18 protein-coding genes are annotated in these 16,638 nt (G+C 44.2%); 15 read left to right on the plus strand and 3 right to left on the minus strand.

The window, feature by feature from the left end; all coding sequences use genetic code 11:
- Window positions 1–92: 92 nt before the first annotated feature.
- Together H70737_RS10745 and H70737_RS10750 are read right to left on the minus strand one after the other, a co-directional pair.
- Window positions 93–938, minus strand: coding sequence for a sugar phosphate isomerase/epimerase family protein (locus H70737_RS10745; protein ID WP_042187082.1), 846 nt, complete (start codon window positions 936–938; stop codon window positions 93–95).
- Window positions 939–988: 50 nt separating this feature from the next.
- The gene (locus tag H70737_RS10750) at window positions 989–1,897 is read right to left on the minus strand and encodes an alpha/beta fold hydrolase (protein ID WP_042187084.1); all 909 of its coding nucleotides are present in this window, start codon (window positions 1,895–1,897) and stop codon (window positions 989–991) included.
- Between the two features lie 375 nt (window positions 1,898–2,272).
- Between H70737_RS10750 and H70737_RS10755 the strand changes: the two genes are divergently transcribed.
- From H70737_RS10755 to H70737_RS10805, 11 genes are all read left to right on the plus strand, one after another.
- A complete protein-coding gene (locus H70737_RS10755) occupies window positions 2,273–2,776 on the plus strand; it encodes a GNAT family N-acetyltransferase (protein WP_231573427.1) in 504 nt (167 codons plus the stop codon).
- Between the two features lie 228 nt (window positions 2,777–3,004).
- Window positions 3,005–5,074: a bifunctional rhamnulose-1-phosphate aldolase/short-chain dehydrogenase gene (locus H70737_RS10760; protein WP_042187088.1), complete on the plus strand. Its 2,070-nt coding sequence runs from the start codon at window positions 3,005–3,007 to the stop codon at window positions 5,072–5,074.
- A 40-nt stretch (window positions 5,075–5,114) separates the two neighbouring features.
- Entirely contained in the window at window positions 5,115–5,873 is a 759-nt protein-coding gene (locus tag H70737_RS10765) for a DeoR/GlpR family DNA-binding transcription regulator (protein ID WP_042187090.1), read from the plus strand.
- Between the two features lie 26 nt (window positions 5,874–5,899).
- The gene (locus H70737_RS10770) at window positions 5,900–6,628 is read left to right on the plus strand and encodes a (Fe-S)-binding protein (RefSeq protein ID WP_042187093.1); all 729 of its coding nucleotides are present in this window, start codon (window positions 5,900–5,902) and stop codon (window positions 6,626–6,628) included.
- Window positions 6,625–8,178 carry a LutB/LldF family L-lactate oxidation iron-sulfur protein gene (locus tag H70737_RS10775; RefSeq protein WP_042187095.1) on the plus strand — a complete coding sequence of 518 codons (1,554 nt, stop codon included), beginning with the start codon at window positions 6,625–6,627 and terminating at the stop codon, window positions 8,176–8,178. Before H70737_RS10770 ends, H70737_RS10775 begins: the two co-directional genes overlap by 4 nt.
- Window positions 8,171–8,899, plus strand: a complete 729-nt coding sequence (locus tag H70737_RS10780) for a LutC/YkgG family protein (RefSeq protein WP_042187097.1) — start codon at window positions 8,171–8,173, stop codon at window positions 8,897–8,899. The genes H70737_RS10775 and H70737_RS10780 overlap by 8 nt, the downstream gene beginning before the upstream one ends.
- A gap of 27 nt (window positions 8,900–8,926) precedes the next feature.
- Window positions 8,927–10,414 carry a rhamnulokinase gene (gene rhaB / locus H70737_RS10785; protein ID WP_042187099.1) on the plus strand — a complete coding sequence of 496 codons (1,488 nt, stop codon included), beginning with the start codon at window positions 8,927–8,929 and terminating at the stop codon, window positions 10,412–10,414.
- Between the two features lie 239 nt (window positions 10,415–10,653).
- Window positions 10,654–10,998, plus strand: a complete 345-nt coding sequence (locus H70737_RS30675; RefSeq protein WP_156113096.1) for a hypothetical protein — start codon at window positions 10,654–10,656, stop codon at window positions 10,996–10,998.
- A 150-nt stretch (window positions 10,999–11,148) separates the two neighbouring features.
- A complete protein-coding gene (gene rhaA / locus H70737_RS10795) occupies window positions 11,149–12,423 on the plus strand; it encodes an L-rhamnose isomerase (protein WP_042187103.1) in 1,275 nt (424 codons plus the stop codon).
- A gap of 116 nt (window positions 12,424–12,539) precedes the next feature.
- A complete protein-coding gene (locus tag H70737_RS10800) occupies window positions 12,540–13,178 on the plus strand; it encodes a Vat family streptogramin A O-acetyltransferase (RefSeq protein WP_042187105.1) in 639 nt (212 codons plus the stop codon).
- A 111-nt stretch (window positions 13,179–13,289) separates the two neighbouring features.
- Complete coding sequence (locus H70737_RS10805; RefSeq protein ID WP_042187107.1) at window positions 13,290–13,661, plus strand: YkvA family protein; 372 nt, start codon at window positions 13,290–13,292, stop codon at window positions 13,659–13,661.
- Window positions 13,662–13,677: 16 nt separating this feature from the next.
- Here the strand turns inward: H70737_RS10805 and H70737_RS10810 are convergent, their stop codons facing one another.
- Entirely contained in the window at window positions 13,678–14,070 is a 393-nt protein-coding gene (locus tag H70737_RS10810) for a winged helix-turn-helix transcriptional regulator (protein ID WP_042187109.1), read from the minus strand.
- Between the two features lie 151 nt (window positions 14,071–14,221).
- Between H70737_RS10810 and H70737_RS10815 the strand changes: the two genes are divergently transcribed.
- The 4 genes from H70737_RS10815 (at window position 14,222) to H70737_RS10830 (ending at window position 16,474) form a co-directional block, all read left to right on the plus strand.
- Window positions 14,222–14,896: an NAD(P)H-dependent oxidoreductase gene (locus H70737_RS10815; protein ID WP_042187111.1), complete on the plus strand. Its 675-nt coding sequence runs from the start codon at window positions 14,222–14,224 to the stop codon at window positions 14,894–14,896.
- A gap of 210 nt (window positions 14,897–15,106) precedes the next feature.
- Window positions 15,107–15,517: a CidA/LrgA family holin-like protein gene (locus H70737_RS10820; protein WP_042187112.1), complete on the plus strand. Its 411-nt coding sequence runs from the start codon at window positions 15,107–15,109 to the stop codon at window positions 15,515–15,517.
- A complete protein-coding gene (locus H70737_RS10825; RefSeq protein ID WP_042187114.1) occupies window positions 15,517–16,203 on the plus strand; it encodes an LrgB family protein in 687 nt (228 codons plus the stop codon). Before H70737_RS10820 ends, H70737_RS10825 begins: the two co-directional genes overlap by 1 nt.
- 91 nt (window positions 16,204–16,294) lie before the next feature.
- The gene (locus H70737_RS10830; RefSeq protein ID WP_042126589.1) at window positions 16,295–16,474 is read left to right on the plus strand and encodes a hypothetical protein; all 180 of its coding nucleotides are present in this window, start codon (window positions 16,295–16,297) and stop codon (window positions 16,472–16,474) included.
- Window positions 16,475–16,638: the final 164 nt, after the last annotated feature.

Below are 16,638 nucleotides of genomic sequence, written 5' to 3' on the forward strand. Positions count from 1 at the left end.
GCTTAATCGTCAAACGATGTTACTCAATCGTTCTGTTTCTTATTTTATTCAACTCGCATAGAAAGGTACCATTTAGCTAATTTTGAAAAGCGTTATTTTTCCATATGAGAAATATTCTTCAGTAAAGCAACGGTCTCATTAATCTCGAGGTTCGTTATATCTTCTAAAGATAGGTCGATCATGGGCTTGACTTTTTGGAGTTTGCTCAGGAAAGCTTCGGTATGGAAATGCCCTCCACCAGCTTTACCGTGGTAAATTCTCTCTCCATCTTGATAGATGTCTTTTAAATGCGCCAAAATGATCCGATCCCCGAACAACCTGAAGGCGTCATCAACAATTTGATCCTGCATATCTACAGCGTCACCAATAAAATTGCATGGATCCAGGACAACCCCAATATTGCCAGAGGGGATTTCATCTAAGATGCGGTGCATCTTGTCTGGTGTAGAAAGAGTATGTGTGCAGACCCCCTCCAATCCGAGAAAAACACCCCATTTTTCAGCTTCCTCCGCAAGCTCTTGTACAGTTGCCCTTAATATATCCCAGCCGATCTCTTCGTAATGGAGCGGATCTTGTGCTTGGAAAGTAGTCAGTGCGCCCGTCTCCGTAGCCACCATAGGGGCGCCGAATTGGCGGGCATACCGTAGATGTTCTTTAAAGCGATCTATTTCTAATCTCCGAATAACAGGATCCGGGTGAATGGGATTGATATAACAGCCTAACACTCCGATACGTATACCTGCTCTGTCAAATTGTTCGCCAATATAGTTTGCGAGGCCTGGACTTAATTTACCTGTGGAGGTATCGATGTCCTGAATAGCTTTGGATAAAGCAAGTTGAACAAAATCGATATCATAATTCTGAAGCGTTGCTGTCAACGATTTGAGGGGTAAACAACCAAATGTATGCGCTAATGTTCCGTATCTAATGGAAATCATCTCCTTATCTAGGGTAGGTATGTGTAATTACAAACATAATAGTAGCGCTTTCATCTGGATGCAAGTGATTTATCCTTATCGTCTATCAGGAAATTGATGATCTCAGTGTTTACTCTATCCGGTTGCTCATGATTAATCCCGTGTCCCGCATGGGGGATGACTTGGTAATAGAACTTTCCATCTTCTAAAATATTTATGAAATCCTTCGATTGTTTTAGCGCGTGTTCTCCAACTAGAAAATAGAGCTTGTCTCTAACTGCGACTGCAGCGTTTTTATCGTATGGATGAAGCTTATGCACAAACATGGCTTGCTGATTATGAGTGCGCATTAAAAGGATCAGATGAGCAGCTAATGCTGGATGGTTGTCAAATAAAGGGGAGTGAGGTGCGCTTAACTTCTTCAGAACTTTCAGTAAATTGCGATCCGTTGGAATCAGAATCTCCGGGAACATCATCATTAAAGTTTGGATCATGGCTTTAATCGGTGCAGTGACCATCCCGCCCTCCAAACAAACGACACGGTTCACTTTGTCCGGTTGCTCGGTCGCATAATTAAAAGCAATATAGGCGCCATTGGACACACCCGCAATATTAAAGACGTCTATATTCAGATACGTCGCTATTTCATTAATCCATTTTACTTGCTCAAACTTCTGTTTGTTAAACTGCTCGTTAGGTATGCTTTTTCCGGGTCCACCCAAAGTATCAATCGCGATGCAATAAAAATGCTTCGATAACTCCTCGATATTTAAGATCCACATGACCGCCGAGTTATCACCAACACCATGAAACAGTAGTAAAGGTGGATTACTCTTTTGACCAGCAAGGATACAATGCGTCAGTCCATATGTGGTTGGAACATCAATCTCCTCAAGCGGAATGGGCCACTGCTCAATCATCTGCTCATAGGAGTGCCACACTCGTTCTTGCGCTTTTACATTCTTGAAGCTATTTACCATCTCAAACCTCCTTATCCAAAATAAAACATCTACATCTTATTCCAATTAGTATACTACGAGAGTCCGCAAGGAGGAGATAGAAATAGAAACATTACTGTGAAAAAGAGGGCGGGAGCAGATAAGTGTATTTAATACAACTAAACAGCTACTTTACTCCGGTTATTGTGATATAGATGTACTTTGTACAACTATATCTCTGGAAATCAGCGGATACAGCTTAATTGGGGGAATTTAGTTGCACAAAGTACACTTAACGATAGACAGACGTGCTGAAGTTAATTTTAGTTGTAGAAAGTGCAATTAAATAATGCAGAGGGCTCTTTTTTGCAGTAAAATTTTTTGATATGGTAAGCAATTTGTGTTCTAGGGGGGATTATGATGTTGATTGAGCTAAAGGAAGCTAGTTTGTCAGATGGACGCGATATTTTTGAAATGATTATGGAGATCGGCCCTGGGGAGAATGGATTCGTTAACAATGGGTTTGATTTGGCTTACAGTGAATTTCCTGATTTCATCAGAGATCGGATAGCACTCTCAAGAGGCGATAATCTCCTACCAAACTATGTCCCGCAAACCAACTATTGGTTACTGATTGACTCTTATCCTGTTGGTGTTGGAAAGCTAAGACATTCCTTAAATGATCAATTAAGAAAATCAGGTGGACACATCGGATATAGCATCAGGCCTAGTGAGCGAGGAAAGGGCTTTGGCAAGATTTTTTTAGCAGAGTTGTTAAAAAAAGCTGCGGATCTGGGGATTGATAAGGTCATGCTGACTTGTGAGCCGAACAATGTATCTTCGAGAAAGGTTATTGAAGCGAACAGAGGAATACTTAGCGGTATCGAGGATGGGAAATGTAACTACTGGATTAGTTTATGAGTCGAGTCGGTGCTGAATAGTGGGGGTGAAGGAGTTGCTAATTGGCAACTCTTTTTTTTGTTTTTTCACAATGGAATTTCAGTTCATCCAAGGAGGATTCGTCTAACTTGTGAAATAAATTTTAAATTTTGTTGAAAACGCTCTATTCAAACACAAACAAATAGATTAAAATCAAAACAAACAAAAATAAACAAAAAAATAAACATTCAAAAACGGAGGTATTCACAAATGGTACAAAGTTTATGGGATTCTGCACGGGGAAAAGTCATCAACGGAGGTCTGGATGCACTGGTCTATCGCTCCAATCTGTTGGGTGAAGATCGTAGAGTCTGTAATTTTGGAGGAGGGAATACCTCTAGTAAAACTATAGAATTAGATTTCCGTGGTCGTGAGGTTGAAGTCATGTGGGTGAAGGGTAGCGGCTCTGACCTAGCTACGATGAAAGCAGGCAATTTTACCGGATTGCGGCTTGAGGATATTGCGCCTTTGTTTGATCGGGAGGAAATGCCTGATGAGGAAATGGTGGCTTACCTCGCGAATTGTATGATTGATCCTAAGCATCCGCGTGCTTCAATTGAGACGCTGCTGCATGCTTTTTTACCATTCAAACATGTAGATCATACGCATCCAGATGCGATTATCAGCTTATGCTGTGCTCATAACGGTAAAGATATTGCGCGGGAAATCTATGGGGATCGTTTCGTATGGGTGCCTTACATTCGTCCTGGGTTCACTTTATCCAAAATGATCGCTGAAGGCGTACTTGCTAATCCTCAAGCAGAATTGGTGTTGATGGAGAAGCATGGCCTCGTGACTTGGGGGGATACGCCGGAAGCTTGTTACGCGAAGACGATCTCTATCATTAATGAAGCAGAGCGTTACATCCAAGATAGAATTGAAGATGAGAATCTGTTCGGAGGTCGCAAATCGGAAGCGCTTCCTGAAGAAGAGCGGCGGGCTGTAGCAGCTGCAGTGATGCCATTGATTAGAGGCGCAGTCAGTGATGAGCGCAAAATGATACTGACCTTCGATGATGCAGAGGATGTGCTGCGTTTTGTAGGTGGAGTTAACTCGGAGAAATTATCCAGTGTAGGTGCAGCTTGTCCGGATCATTTGGTACATACCAAAATGCTGCCACTTTTTGTGAATTGGGAACCAAATGCCAGTGATATTGATGGTTTGAAGACGAAGCTGAACGAAGCGATTACCGCATATAAAGAGCAGTACGAAGCGTACTTCGATCGCAATAAGCATGAGGGAGATGTAATGTTCGAAGCCGCACCGCGTGTGATTCTAATTCCCGGAGTGGGAATGATCAACACCGGCAAAAGCTGGAGCAACTCTAAAATTAGCGGCGCCTTGTATCACCGGGCGATTGCTGTTATGCGCGGAGCTACCGCATTGGGAGACTTCGTCTCTCTAAGTGAGAATGAATCGTACAATGTGGAATATTGGCCTTTGGAATTATATAAATTGTCGCTGGCACCAGCAGAAGCAGAATTCTCGCGTAAGGTTGCGTTCATTACTGGTGGCGCAGGAGGAATCGGGAGCGAAACCGCTCGTCGACTAGTGTCCGAAGGGGCGCATGTTGTGCTGGCAGATCTCAATCTGGAGGGCGCACAGAAAATTGCCGGGGAGATTAACGATAAATACGGTGAGAATCGTGCGTTCGCTGTTAAAATGGATGTAACGCAGGAGGAGCAAGTTACCGCAGCTTATGCAGATACAGCACTTTTTTATGGCGGAGTAGATATTATTGTTAATAATGCTGGACTTGCGACTTCCAGTCCTTTTGATGAGACTTCATTAAAAGAGTGGAACTTGAACATTTCCGTGCTAGGAACTGGATATTTCCTCGTTGCACGTGAAGCCTTCAAGATGATGAAGGAGCAAAAGATCGGCGGTAGCATGGTATTTATTGGCTCTAAGAACTCTGTATTTGCTGGAAAAAGCGTATCGGCTTACAGTTCTGCCAAAGCACTCGAAGCACATTTGGCTCGCTGTATTGCAGCTGAAGGTGGAGAGTTCGGTATTCGCGCCAATACCATTTTGCCGGATGCCATTCTACAAGGCTCAGCGATTTGGAATTCGAACTGGCGGAATGAACGGGCTGCTGCTTACGGGATTGAGCCGGATCAACTGGAGGAACATTATCGTAAACGCACAACACTGCTTGTAAATATTTATCCACGTGATATTGCTGAAGGGGTGGCCTTTTTCGCTTCATCCAAGTCAGAGAAGACTACGGGCTGCATGCTGACGATTGACGGTGGAGTGCCGGCAGCTTTTACTAGATAAGTGGAAGATGGAATATAGATAGATATAACGGAGGGAAGCCATGCTGATTGCAGACAGATATGAAAGAATCGTAGAACTAGTGAATGAACGTGGCAGCATTCGTGTCTCGGAACTGAGTACATTATGCCAAGTGACGGAGGAGACCATCCGCCGGGATCTTGATCGCTTGGAAAAGGCGGGGAGGCTGCTACGCTCGCACGGCGGTGCAGTTAGTCTACGTGATCGTCAGCCAGAGACGCCATATGCTGAACGTGAAATTATGAACGCAGCGGAGAAGCAGCAGATTGCTCGTGAAGCAGTGATGATGATAAAGCCGGGAGATCGGATTTTGCTGGATGCTAGCACAACTGCATGGTATATGGCCTCACATTTGCCGGATATGCCACTAACTGTACTGACTAATTCTATTAGGGTAGCTGCGGAGTTAAGTGGGAAGGAACGAATAGATGTGATCTCAACTGGCGGTCAACTGAGCCGCAGATCGATGTCCTTTGTTGGTCATTTAGCCGAGCGTTCGCTTGAGTTGTATCACGTGGATAAGATGTTTTTTTCCTGCAAAGGATTTCATCTCGAACGCGGCGCCAGTGAATCGAATGAGCTGCAAGCGATGGTGAAGCGAAAGATGATTTCTATCGCAGAGCAGGTGATCCTACTTTGTGACTCCAGCAAATTCGGAATTCAAGCGTTCACACATGTTGCCACGACTAGTGAATTGGATGTTGTGATAACGGATTACAGCCCTGCCACAGAACAGCTAAAGCAGCTACAGGAGCTGAACATCGCAATAACAACCGTGTAGAAAATAGTATTGCAGGAGGTGAAGACATGAAGGTATCGATGTTTATTACTTGCATCAGTGATGCTGTGTACCCGAAGGTCGGAGAAGCGATGGCACGTCTGCTTGCCAGATATGGCGTACAGCTGGATTTTCCCGAAGTGCAGACCTGCTGCGGACAGCCTGCGTACAATAGTGGCTATTGGAATGAGGCACGTCAAGCTGCACTTACGATTTTGCAGGCTTTCGAAGACAGTGACTTTGTCATTGCTCCTTCCGGGTCTTGCACCGGGATGCTTCATCATTACCCGAAACTGTTTCAGGATGATCCGATTAATTTGGTCAAGGCGCAGAATTTGCAGCGTAAATCCTATGAGTTCAGCCAGTTCATGGTACAGGTGCTTGGCGTAACGGATCTAGGGGCCGTTTTTCCGCATAAAGTTACCTATCATCCTTCCTGTCATGGCACTCGGATTCTGGGGATTCGTGATGAGCCTATGTTACTTATGCAGAATGTGAAGGCAATGGAGCTAGTGCCACTACCTTTTGCTGAGGACTGTTGTGGGTTTGGTGGAACCTTTGCCGTGAAGATGTCTGATATCTCCGGGGCGATGGTCACCGAGAAGTCAGATCATGTGCTGGAGTCGGAAGCAGAAGTCTTAACGGGTCTGGATATGGGCTGTCTCATGAATATTGCTGGGAATTTGCGTTATCGCCACAAACCGGTCCGAGTCATGCATTTAGCAGAGCTACTGTATGAGGGGGTGAGTGGACAATGAGTCAGAATGCCGCTCAGACTAAATCGGAATCGAATCATGTGAAGCCAGCTACGGTAAAAGAGCGTGCCGACTTGGCGCTGAATAATGATTTTTTGCGCAAAGCGGTTCGCTTTACCACGGAAAGGCTGCGTGACGGGAAACAAAAAGCAGCGAACGATCATGGACACTGGGAAGAATGGCGTGAACGTGGGCGGCAAATTCGCCTGCATACGATCGCTCATCTAGATTATTACTTAAATCTATTTGCGGACAATGCAAGAGCGTACGGCACGCATATTCATTTTGCGGCAACGGGTGAAGAGGCAGTGAAGATTGCTTTAGAGATTGCACAGCGAAAACAAGCGGCTTCCGTGGTCAAATCAAAATCGATGGTGACTGAGGAGCTGCATTTGAATACGGCTCTTGAATCCATTGACGTAGAGACGATTGAAACAGATCTTGGCGAATATATTATCCAGCTTGCCGGAGAAACTCCGTCTCATATCATTATCCCAGCCATCCATAAGAACCGCTATCAGATTGCTGAGCTGTTGTCCAAGGAGGCAGGGGAGGAGCTTTTGCCTGAGACTACAATCCTTGCAGGATTTGTACGGCGCAAGTTACGGGAGAAATTCCTAGAAGCGGATATTGGGATGACGGGATGCAATTTTGCGATTGCAGAGACAGGTTCCATGGTGCTATTTGAGAATGAGGGCAATGCTCGCATGGTCACCACCTTGCCAAAGACGCAAATCACTTTGATGGGGATGGAGCGGATTATTCCTTCTTGGAGCGACCTTGAGGTGATGGCTACGTTATTACCTCGTTCAGCAACTGGCCAGAAGCTAACAGTGTATATGTCCGGTATTTCAGGACCCCGTAGAAAGGATGATGGGGACGGACCGGAAGAGCAACATATTATTATCCTTGATAATGGTCGATCTGAGCAGCTCGGCGATCCAGAATTTCAGGAGCTACTGAACTGCATCCGCTGTGGAGCTTGTCTGAATGCCTGCCCTGTCTATCGTCATATTGGCGGTCATGCCTATGGTGGAACTTATAGCGGACCGATCGGAGCAGTGTTGACCCCAGCACTGAACAAAAATGTAGATCAATGGGATGATATCGCAGGTGCATCGAGTCTATGCGGTGCGTGTTATGAAGCTTGTCCAGTCAAAATCCCTCTGCATGATATGCTTATCTATTTACGGCGACGTAAGGTAGAGAGAGGTTATGGAGACAAAGCGGAAGGTCTTGGCATGAAAGGTTTTGGTGCGATTATGGCGAAGTCACAGCGATTCAGTAGTGTGATGAAAGTAGGCAGAATCGGACAAAAGCTACTTGTGAGAGACGGCGGAATTCCGTCAAAGCTTGGGCCGCTGAAAGGCTGGAATAACTACCGGATCGCTCCGAAGCTGGCAGATGAATCCTTCCGCGAGAGTTGGAAAGAGCTGCAGGAGGAGTTAGACAAAAATAGTCGCGAGATGGACCCGTCGATACAGAAGCGGATGGAAGATTTATTAGCGAAGCGGAAGGCGGAAGAACTGAAAGGAGAGCCCGGATATGACTGAGGAAACGCACAGAGAATGGCTGGAGCGTATGGACCATGATTCTCGTGAGAAACAGCAGGCATTCATGAACGATATCGCTCGTCGCCTGAAGCGGCCAAGAACGACTGCGGCTCCGTTACATCCTTTTCGCGGTGCTCCAGATTATTGGCAAGAGTTCCAGTGGAGTCCAGAAGAACGAATCGATCAATTTACTGCGAATTTTCAAAGTGCAGGTGGACATGTGTTTCGCATGGCAACGATGGATGAAGCTAAAGCTTTTATCGTCAATAAAGCGAGTGATATGCTCGCCCGTTATATTCTCCGGCAAAATGTAGCTGAGCTTGCGGCACTTCGGCTAGAAGAAGAACTTGTAGATTCGCGGGTATCTGTCTGGAATACGGATATGCAAGAAGCATGGAAAGTTAGGGCGGCGGAAGCCGATATTGGGATTGTGATCGCGGATTATGCAGTTGCTTATACAGGCTCTATTACAGTGTTATCTTCTGCGGATAAAGGGCGCTCTGTCAGTCTGTTGCCAACCGCATTAATTGCCATCATTCCGCTGGAGCGGCTGAAGACTCGTCTGGGTGAGGTGCTTATTGATTTTGATGAAGCGGGACAATCGGGTCTCCCCGCAGGTATTCACTTTATCTCTGGACCTAGCCGTTCAGCGGATATTGAGAATGATCTGACGATAGGTGTGCATGGCCCTGGAATCGTATTCGCCTTGCTGGTAGGCTGATGAGGAGATAAGGAGTGTTGTTTAAGAATGAATGCTGGGGCGCATAAACAGGGTCAGAATCATATTGCTATTGATATTGGAGCCTCTAGTGGGAGAGTCGTTTGCGGAACCTTGCAAGAACCGGAAGGAACCTTATCATTAACAGAAATTCACCGTTTTAGTAATGGGTTCTCTGAGAAGAATGGTAATCTTTATTGGGACGTCGATTATTTATTTGCTGAAATTGTAAAAGGCTTACAGAAGGCGAAGTCAAAAGGAATTGAGCATTGTACCGTCGGAATTGATACTTGGGCCGTGGATTACGTACTTCTAGATCAGAAGGGTACACGAATTCATGAAGTTTTTTCTTATCGTGATTCCAGAACAGATGGAGCGGTACAAAGCCTACATCGCAATATATCAACTGAAAGCGTTTACCGAAAGACGGGGATACAAGTTCTCCCGATTAATACGTTGTACCAGCTGTTTGTGCATGATCAGGTAGATCTTGAAGCAGCATATTCAATCCTGTTAGTCCCTGATTATCTCTACTATCGGCTTACGGGACGAAGAATTAGTGAAGTCACGAATGCTTCAACCACGGGTCTGCTGAATCTGCAAACTCGGGATTATGATACTGATTTACTGGCACTGCTTGGTCTTTCAAAAGAGCAGTTTCCTCCCTTAACGGAACCTGGGGAACGAATTGGCGGATTGACTGATGACTTGGTGGCACGGGGTGATCTTCCAGATTGTGAGTTCATAGCAGTTGCCACACATGATACAGCATCAGCTGTACTAGGCGTTCCTGCAAGTAGCGACAAATGGGGATTTCTCAGTAGTGGTACTTGGTCCCTCATCGGGGTGGAACGAGCTTCAGCCATTACAAGTCCAGAAGCGATGGAGCGCAATTATACAAACGAATGGGGAGCCTTCGGTTCGTTCCGTTTTCTTAAGAACATTATGGGGATGTGGCTGATCCAAAAGGTTCGTGAGGAATATGGTGGTCAATACAGCTTCGGCGAACTGGTAGAATTGGCAGCGCAAGAAATTCCTTTTAGATCCATCATCTACTGCAATGATGAACGATTCATGAATCCATCCAACATGGTTAGCGCGATACAGAGCTATTGTGCGGAAGTCGGACAGTTGGTTCCAAAGACACCAGGGGAGATTGCCAGATGTGTGTTTGACAGTCTTGCTCTTTCTTATTATTTCTACGTTCAGGATCTTCAGCTATTGACCGGTGAAAAATGGGAGCGGCTGCATATCGTAGGTGGTGGGGCGAACAACGGATTGCTATGCCAGATTGCGGCCGATTTGCTAGAGATGGAGATTTACGCTGGTCCAACGGAGTCCACCGCATTAGGTAACGTAGTTATGCAAATGATCAGCGTGGGTACAGTCACAGATATTAAAGAAGCAAGAGAAATTATATATCGTTCATTTGATGTAACAATCTATATTCCACAAGAGATGGACTCTTCCCTAAAAACCGCGGCATTAGCTGAGTTTGTTCGACTGCAGATCGTTTAAGAGTAACTAATAAAGTAACCGAGAATATATGGGATGACTATTAAATAGCTATGGATGAGCAAAAGAAAAGTATAAATACCCCACATTGAGCGTAAATAGCGGAAAACGAGTAAAAGAAGGGTATAAATCCCCCTCATTGAGCGCAAAAAGCGGAAAACGAGCAAAAGAGGGGTATAAATCCCCCTCATTGAGCGCAAAAAGCGGAAAACGAGCAAAAGAAGGGTATAAATCCCCCCTCATTGAGCACAAAAAGCGGAAAACGAGCAAAAGAAGGGTATAAATCCCCCTCATTGATCGAAAAAAGCGGAAAACGAGCAAAAGAAGGGTATAAATCCCCCTCATTGAGCGTAAATAACGGAAAACGAGCAAAAGAAGGGTATAAATCCCCCTCATTGAGCGTAAATAACGGAAAAAGATCAAAAGAAGGGTATAAATGCCCCTCATTGAGCGCAAAAAGCGGAAAACGAGCAAAAGAAGGGTATAAATGCCCCACATTGAGCGCAAAAAGCAGAAAACGAGTAAAAGAAGGGTATAAATCCCCCTCATTGAGCGTAAATAACGGAAAACGAGCAAAAGAGGGGTAAAAATCCCCCACATTGAGCGTAAATAGCGGAAAACGAGTAAAAGAAGAGTATAAATCCCCCCTCATTGAGCACAAAAAGCGGAAAACGAGCAAAAGAAGGGGAAAAATACCCCTAAATGAAATCACTAAGACAAGATCAGGAGGCTCAAGCATGGAGCAGAGTACAGAAAGCTTAAAGAGCATTCAGACGAGCTATAATGAAGCGAAAAAGCTCTACGCACAGCATGGTATTGACGTAGATAAAGTATTAGAGCAGCTTGCAGCAATCAAAATTTCATTGCACTGCTGGCAAGGAGACGATGTAAAGGGCTTCCTGAATAAGGAAAAGGAGCTAAGTGGCGGGATCGCGGTCACGGGCAGTTACCCGGGGCGAGCAAGAAATCCGGAGGAGCTGCGCCGTGATTTGGAGCAAGCACTAGCACTTATCCCTGGACGTCATAAAGTTAATTTACATGCTATTTATGCCGATACGGAAGAAACTGTAGATCTTGATGCGCTAGAGCCTAAGCATTTTGAAAGATGGGTGAACTGGGCTAAGGAGCAGGGACTTGGATTAGATTTCAATCCCACTTGCTTCTCTCATGAAAAAGCTAATGATGGCTTTACACTAAGCCACTCGGATCCTGAAATCCGCAATTTCTGGATTGCTCATTGCAAGGCTTCACGTCGAATCTCCGAATCTTTCGGTCAGGCACTAGGTCAGCCTTGTGTAACCAACTTCTGGGTTCCAGATGGATATAAAGATACACCGATCGACCGTCTGTCACCGAGAGCGCGACTTCAGCAATCACTGGACGAGATCTTCAGCGAGGAGATCGAGCAGCAATATAACATTGATGCTGTAGAAAGCAAGCTGTTCGGAATTGGCTCAGAAAGTTATGTGGTAGGTTCGCATGAATTTTATATGGGTTATGCACTAAGTCGGGGCAAAGCGGTTTGCTTCGATGCTGGGCATTTCCATCCGACCGAGACCATCTCGAATAAATTATCCTCTTGGCTGCTGTTTGGTGATCAATTGTTGCTGCATGTTAGCCGTCCAGTACGCTGGGATAGTGATCATGTGGTGACTATGGATGATGAACTGCTGGAGATAGCTCGTGAACTAGTTAGAGGTCAATTCCTAGAAAGAACTCATATTGGACTCGATTTCTTTGACGGAAGTATTAATCACATTGCCGCTTGGGTGATCGGAACACGTAACACAATCAAAGCCCTGCTACGTGCGATGCTGGAACCGATAGAGCTATTGAAGCAAATTGAACTGGATGGGGATTATACTACTAGACTTGCATTGGTAGAGGAATTGAAATCTTATCCGTTCGGAGCTATTTGGGATTATTATTGTGCGACGAATGGTGTGCCTGTCCGAGAAAGTTGGCTGAGCGATGTGAAGCAATACGAAGTAGATGTTTTATCAAAGCGATAAAGTACTTGTAATGGCGGTTACCACACGGTAGCCGCTTTTTATGTTCATGATTCGTACTTATTTGAAAAGATCTGTGATCTCTGCTATGTTTTATCAAAAGAGAGGGAGGCGATATTATGGAGAAATATGGACCGAATCCGAATTCGCTCTATCCGAATGAACAGATCAAAAGCATCTGTTATATTAAAAATGTGATTACAAGGAACAATATTATGGTTGGCGATTATACTTACTATGATGATATAGACGGTGCGGAAAAGTTTGAGGAGCATGTGACTCATCATTATGATTTTATTGGAGACAAGCTTATTATTGGGAAATTCTGTGCGATTGCCAAAGGTATTGAATTTGTCATGAATGGTGCGAACCATCGAATGAATTCTGTTACGACCTACCCTTTTAATATCATGTCTAATGGCTGGGAGCATGCGGTTCCAGAACTATCAGAGCTACCCTTAAAAGGAGATACGGTGATCGGCAACGATGTGTGGATAGGGCAGAATGTTACGGTTATGCCGGGTGTACATATTGGGAATGGGGCCGTCATCGCGGCCAATTCAACAGTTGTGAAAGATATTCCGGCTTATAGTGTGGCTGGAGGAAATCCATGTAAAGTAATTAGAAAACGTTTTGATGATGAATTGATCGAACATCTAGAAGCGCTTAAGTGGTGGGATTGGGATGCCGAGCGAATCTTTAAGAATCTTGAAGCGTTATGCAGCAGTGATTTGAATAAGATCAAAGAAATTAAATGATATTGTGTAAGTTTCATAGAACGAGCTATAGTTTATCTTAAAGATATAAATAATAGCTGAGGGTATACTGACTGTATGTACTTCATATGAACCTTGCGGAGGGAAAATCTAATGAAGAAAGATGATGATAAGATCACTGCGGAACTCACAGCAGAGAAGTTTCCATACAGTAAAGAGAACGAGGAGATGGTGACGCGGAATTTTTGGACTAAAACTAAAAAGTTCGCAGGAAAGATCCCATTTACTAAAGATGCTATTGCGATGTATTATTGCGCAGTCGACGCAAAGACCCCTTTATGGGCAAAAGGAATTGCCTTCGGAGCGTTGGCTTATTTCATCTCCCCGATTGATGCGATACCCGATGCGATTCTCGGCCTTGGATTTACAGATGATGCAGCGATCATTGCAGCAGGCATTAAAGCGATATCTGGTCAGGTAACCAACGAACATAAGGAAAAGGCCGAGGCATTTTTTGAAAAATAAAAGGTGCAGCTTTAAGCTACACCGTAATATCCATACCTTCTGGACAGCTTTCTGCGGAAAGCTGTTTTGTTTTGTAAACCTCTCCCCAGTCTTTCATGAGTTTAATAATAGGGGTCAGTGTCTTGCCAAATTCAGTTAACGAGTATTCGACTTTCGGGGGAACCTGATGGTAGACCTCACGGTGAACAACTCCATCTTCTTCCAGCTCTCTAAGCTGCAAGGTTAACATGCGTTGAGTGATTCCTGGGCATATTCGGCGAAATTCGTTAAAGCGTTTCGTTCCATCCATCAAGTGATAGATGAGAATCCCCTTCCATTTTCCTCCTATAACATCGAGCGTAAATTCCACAGGGCAAGCTTCCTTATTGCCTCCTGGGAAATCTCCGAATCCACCTTTTCGATCACGCATAGCCGTTCAACTCCCATAGTATCATTTTGTATACTACATAACATTAATGTGCGTACTTTTAAAGAAGTGATATATATTCTAATATTAAGCATGAGAACGGCAAACAGTCAAATGGGCCGTTGATTCTAAGCAAATAAAAGGAGTGTTAAATATGGATACTTTATCATTAAACAAGAATGAAATCCTGTCTGCTTACCAGTTCAGACATGCAACTAAAGAATTTGATAGTCATAAAAAAATTAGTGAGTCAGACTTTCAGTTTATTCTGGAAACAGGACGTCTGTCACCAAGTTCATTCGGATTCGAGCCTTGGCGTTTTGTCGTAGTACAAAGTCCGGAAATACGTGAGAAATTACGTGCTCATGCCTGGGGAGCACAAAAGCAATTGTCAACCGCAAGTCATTTTGTATTGATTCTCTCACGTCTTCCTAAAGATATGGCTGCTGATTCAGATTATATTAAAGGGATCATGGAGCATGTGCAGGAGCTACCTCCAGAAGTGATGGAGGGGAAAGGTAATATGTTCGATAAGTTCTTAAAGGTTGATTTCGGATTGATGGAGAATGAGCGTGCAATGTTCGAATGGAGCTGCCGTCAGACTTATATAGCCCTTGGTAATATGATGACATCAGCCGCTTTAATCGGAATCGATTCTTGCCCAATGGAAGGTTTCGATAAGGCGAAGATAGAGCAAGTTCTTGCCGAAGAGGGGATTATGGATGCCGAACATTTTGGAATCTCCTGCATGGTAGCCTTTGGGTATCGTTTGAATGAACCACGTGGAAAAACAAGACAAAGCGCAGGGCAAGTCGTTCAGTGGGTTTAACTAAGCTGGAATCTCATTTTTGAGCTGCATAACGAAAATAATGAAACCTGCAAAGTCTCCAGTGTCTTGGAGATCATGCAGGTTATTTTTGTTTAATTCTTACAAGATTCGAAAAGTAATTGAAATTTTCATGAAAACTCTGATACTCTTATTGAGGTGACCCATTTTAAGCTTTATCGAGTTAATTTAATAATGAAGGGATCCTGCATCATGAAAATCATTCGCATAATTATCCAAGTGTTCCTGCTTTATTTGTTCTACTTGGCTGGAGACTTCCTGCAAAAGCAGCTGCAACTTCCCGTTTCTGGGAGTATCGTCGGATTACTGCTGCTCTTTGTTTTATTGCTATTCAAGGTTGTACCAGTGAAGTGGATTGAAGATGGTGCAACAACAATATTAGCTTATCTTCCGTTATTTTTTATTCCAGCGACGGCTGGGATCGTGAAGCATATGGATATTTTTAGTGGAAGAGGTTTGCTCTTAATCTTGATTCTTATCGTTAGCAGCGTCCTCACAATTGCAGCAGCAGCACATACGAGTCAATGGCTTTCAACCTTGAAAGGAAAGAGCAAGGCGGGCTGGAGCAGCAAGAGCTTAAGCGAAAAGGGGAAGGAATTATAATGTTTTTTATCGCGACAGGAATTGTCCTGCTTAATGTTGCTATTTATTTGATGATGTCCGTAATTTATAGACGTTTTCGGTTTCCTGTACTGATTCCCGCGTTAACAGCAACTGTCCTTGTTGTAGCAATACTTCTATATTTTCATATTCCGTATGATACATATATGATAGGCGGTCAGTGGATCAATCAGTTACTCGGTCCTGCTGTAGTGGCGCTAGCCTACCCATTGTATAAACAACGTAATGTGTTAGTTGAGAATCTTCCAGCCATCCTAGGGGGGGCGATTGCAGGTCTGTTATTAGGGATGTTTAGTGGTCTGCTTTTGGCGGCTGGTCTAGGATTCTCTAAATTGTATGTTCTGTCCATTTTGCCAAAATCGATCACAACACCTGTGGCGATACAAATCTCAAATGGTTTAGGTGGGGACTCCTCGCTAACCTCCGTATTTGTAATGATTGCCGGATTTACAGGTGCGATTGGCGGTCCTCTCATTATTAAACTGTTTAAGATTCGAAGCGAAGTTGGGATTGGGATCGGGTTAGGAACGGGTTCTCATGCACTTGGGACTGCAAAGGCACTGGAATACGGTGAACAGTCAGTTTCAATGAGCTCCGTAGCGATGACCGTTTGTGCTATTGTCGGTTCATGTATCGGTCCGGTTGTAGCTTGGATCATGTACCCTTAAATTCATTCATCGTAACTATGTTTGCAAAACACTCCATCGGGTAACTATAACTAAGGAACAAATAAAGCAAAGCACCTGAGGAGGATTTCACATGTCAGATTATTCTCAAGATGAAGCGGAAATCCGCAACAAGGAAAATAAAGACGGCGATTCATTAGCTGAAATTAAGAAGATGGAGAATGGTGTGGACATCGAGCCAGAAGCAGACGATTGGGTAGCCAAGCCTGCAGAGTCCTCGCATCCTGATCCGCTTCCTAACGATTTGGACTAAATGATTCGGAAGATAGGCTGTCCTTCATTGGGCAGTCTGTTTTTCTTGAGATGATTTTAGCAATTATTGTATAATGAATTCAAGTACAACCTCATCAGAGAGTTTTCTCCAAATTCTTAGTAGCTTTTCGCAAATTTCACAGATCTCAGCCATTCTTGTAGCAG

The organism is Paenibacillus sp. FSL H7-0737 (assembly GCF_000758545.1).
Lineage (GTDB): Bacteria > Bacillota > Bacilli > Paenibacillales > Paenibacillaceae > Paenibacillus_AQ.

Bases quoted from the DNA above. Each gene is read 5' to 3' on its own strand.
- H70737_RS10745 (WP_042187082.1), bottom strand. From the start codon at position 938: ATGATTTCCATTAGATACGGAACATTAGCGCATACATTTGGTTGTTTA.
- H70737_RS10750 (WP_042187084.1), bottom strand. From the start codon at position 1,897: ATGGTAAATAGCTTCAAGAATGTAAAAGCGCAAGAACGAGTGTGGCAC.
- H70737_RS10755 (WP_231573427.1), top strand. From the start codon at position 2,273: ATGATGTTGATTGAGCTAAAGGAAGCTAGTTTGTCAGATGGACGCGAT.
- H70737_RS10760 (WP_042187088.1), top strand. From the start codon at position 3,005: ATGGTACAAAGTTTATGGGATTCTGCACGGGGAAAAGTCATCAACGGA.
- H70737_RS10765 (WP_042187090.1), top strand. From the start codon at position 5,115: ATGCTGATTGCAGACAGATATGAAAGAATCGTAGAACTAGTGAATGAA.
- H70737_RS10770 (WP_042187093.1), top strand. From the start codon at position 5,900: ATGAAGGTATCGATGTTTATTACTTGCATCAGTGATGCTGTGTACCCG.
- H70737_RS10775 (WP_042187095.1), top strand. From the start codon at position 6,625: ATGAGTCAGAATGCCGCTCAGACTAAATCGGAATCGAATCATGTGAAG.
- H70737_RS10780 (WP_042187097.1), top strand. From the start codon at position 8,171: ATGACTGAGGAAACGCACAGAGAATGGCTGGAGCGTATGGACCATGAT.
- rhaB (WP_042187099.1), top strand. From the start codon at position 8,927: ATGAATGCTGGGGCGCATAAACAGGGTCAGAATCATATTGCTATTGAT.
- rhaA (WP_042187103.1), top strand. From the start codon at position 11,149: ATGGAGCAGAGTACAGAAAGCTTAAAGAGCATTCAGACGAGCTATAAT.
- H70737_RS10800 (WP_042187105.1), top strand. From the start codon at position 12,540: ATGGAGAAATATGGACCGAATCCGAATTCGCTCTATCCGAATGAACAG.
- H70737_RS10805 (WP_042187107.1), top strand. From the start codon at position 13,290: ATGAAGAAAGATGATGATAAGATCACTGCGGAACTCACAGCAGAGAAG.
- H70737_RS10810 (WP_042187109.1), bottom strand. From the start codon at position 14,070: ATGCGTGATCGAAAAGGTGGATTCGGAGATTTCCCAGGAGGCAATAAG.
- H70737_RS10815 (WP_042187111.1), top strand. From the start codon at position 14,222: ATGGATACTTTATCATTAAACAAGAATGAAATCCTGTCTGCTTACCAG.
- H70737_RS10820 (WP_042187112.1), top strand. From the start codon at position 15,107: ATGAAAATCATTCGCATAATTATCCAAGTGTTCCTGCTTTATTTGTTC.
- H70737_RS10825 (WP_042187114.1), top strand. From the start codon at position 15,517: ATGTTTTTTATCGCGACAGGAATTGTCCTGCTTAATGTTGCTATTTAT.
- H70737_RS10830 (WP_042126589.1), top strand. From the start codon at position 16,295: ATGTCAGATTATTCTCAAGATGAAGCGGAAATCCGCAACAAGGAAAAT.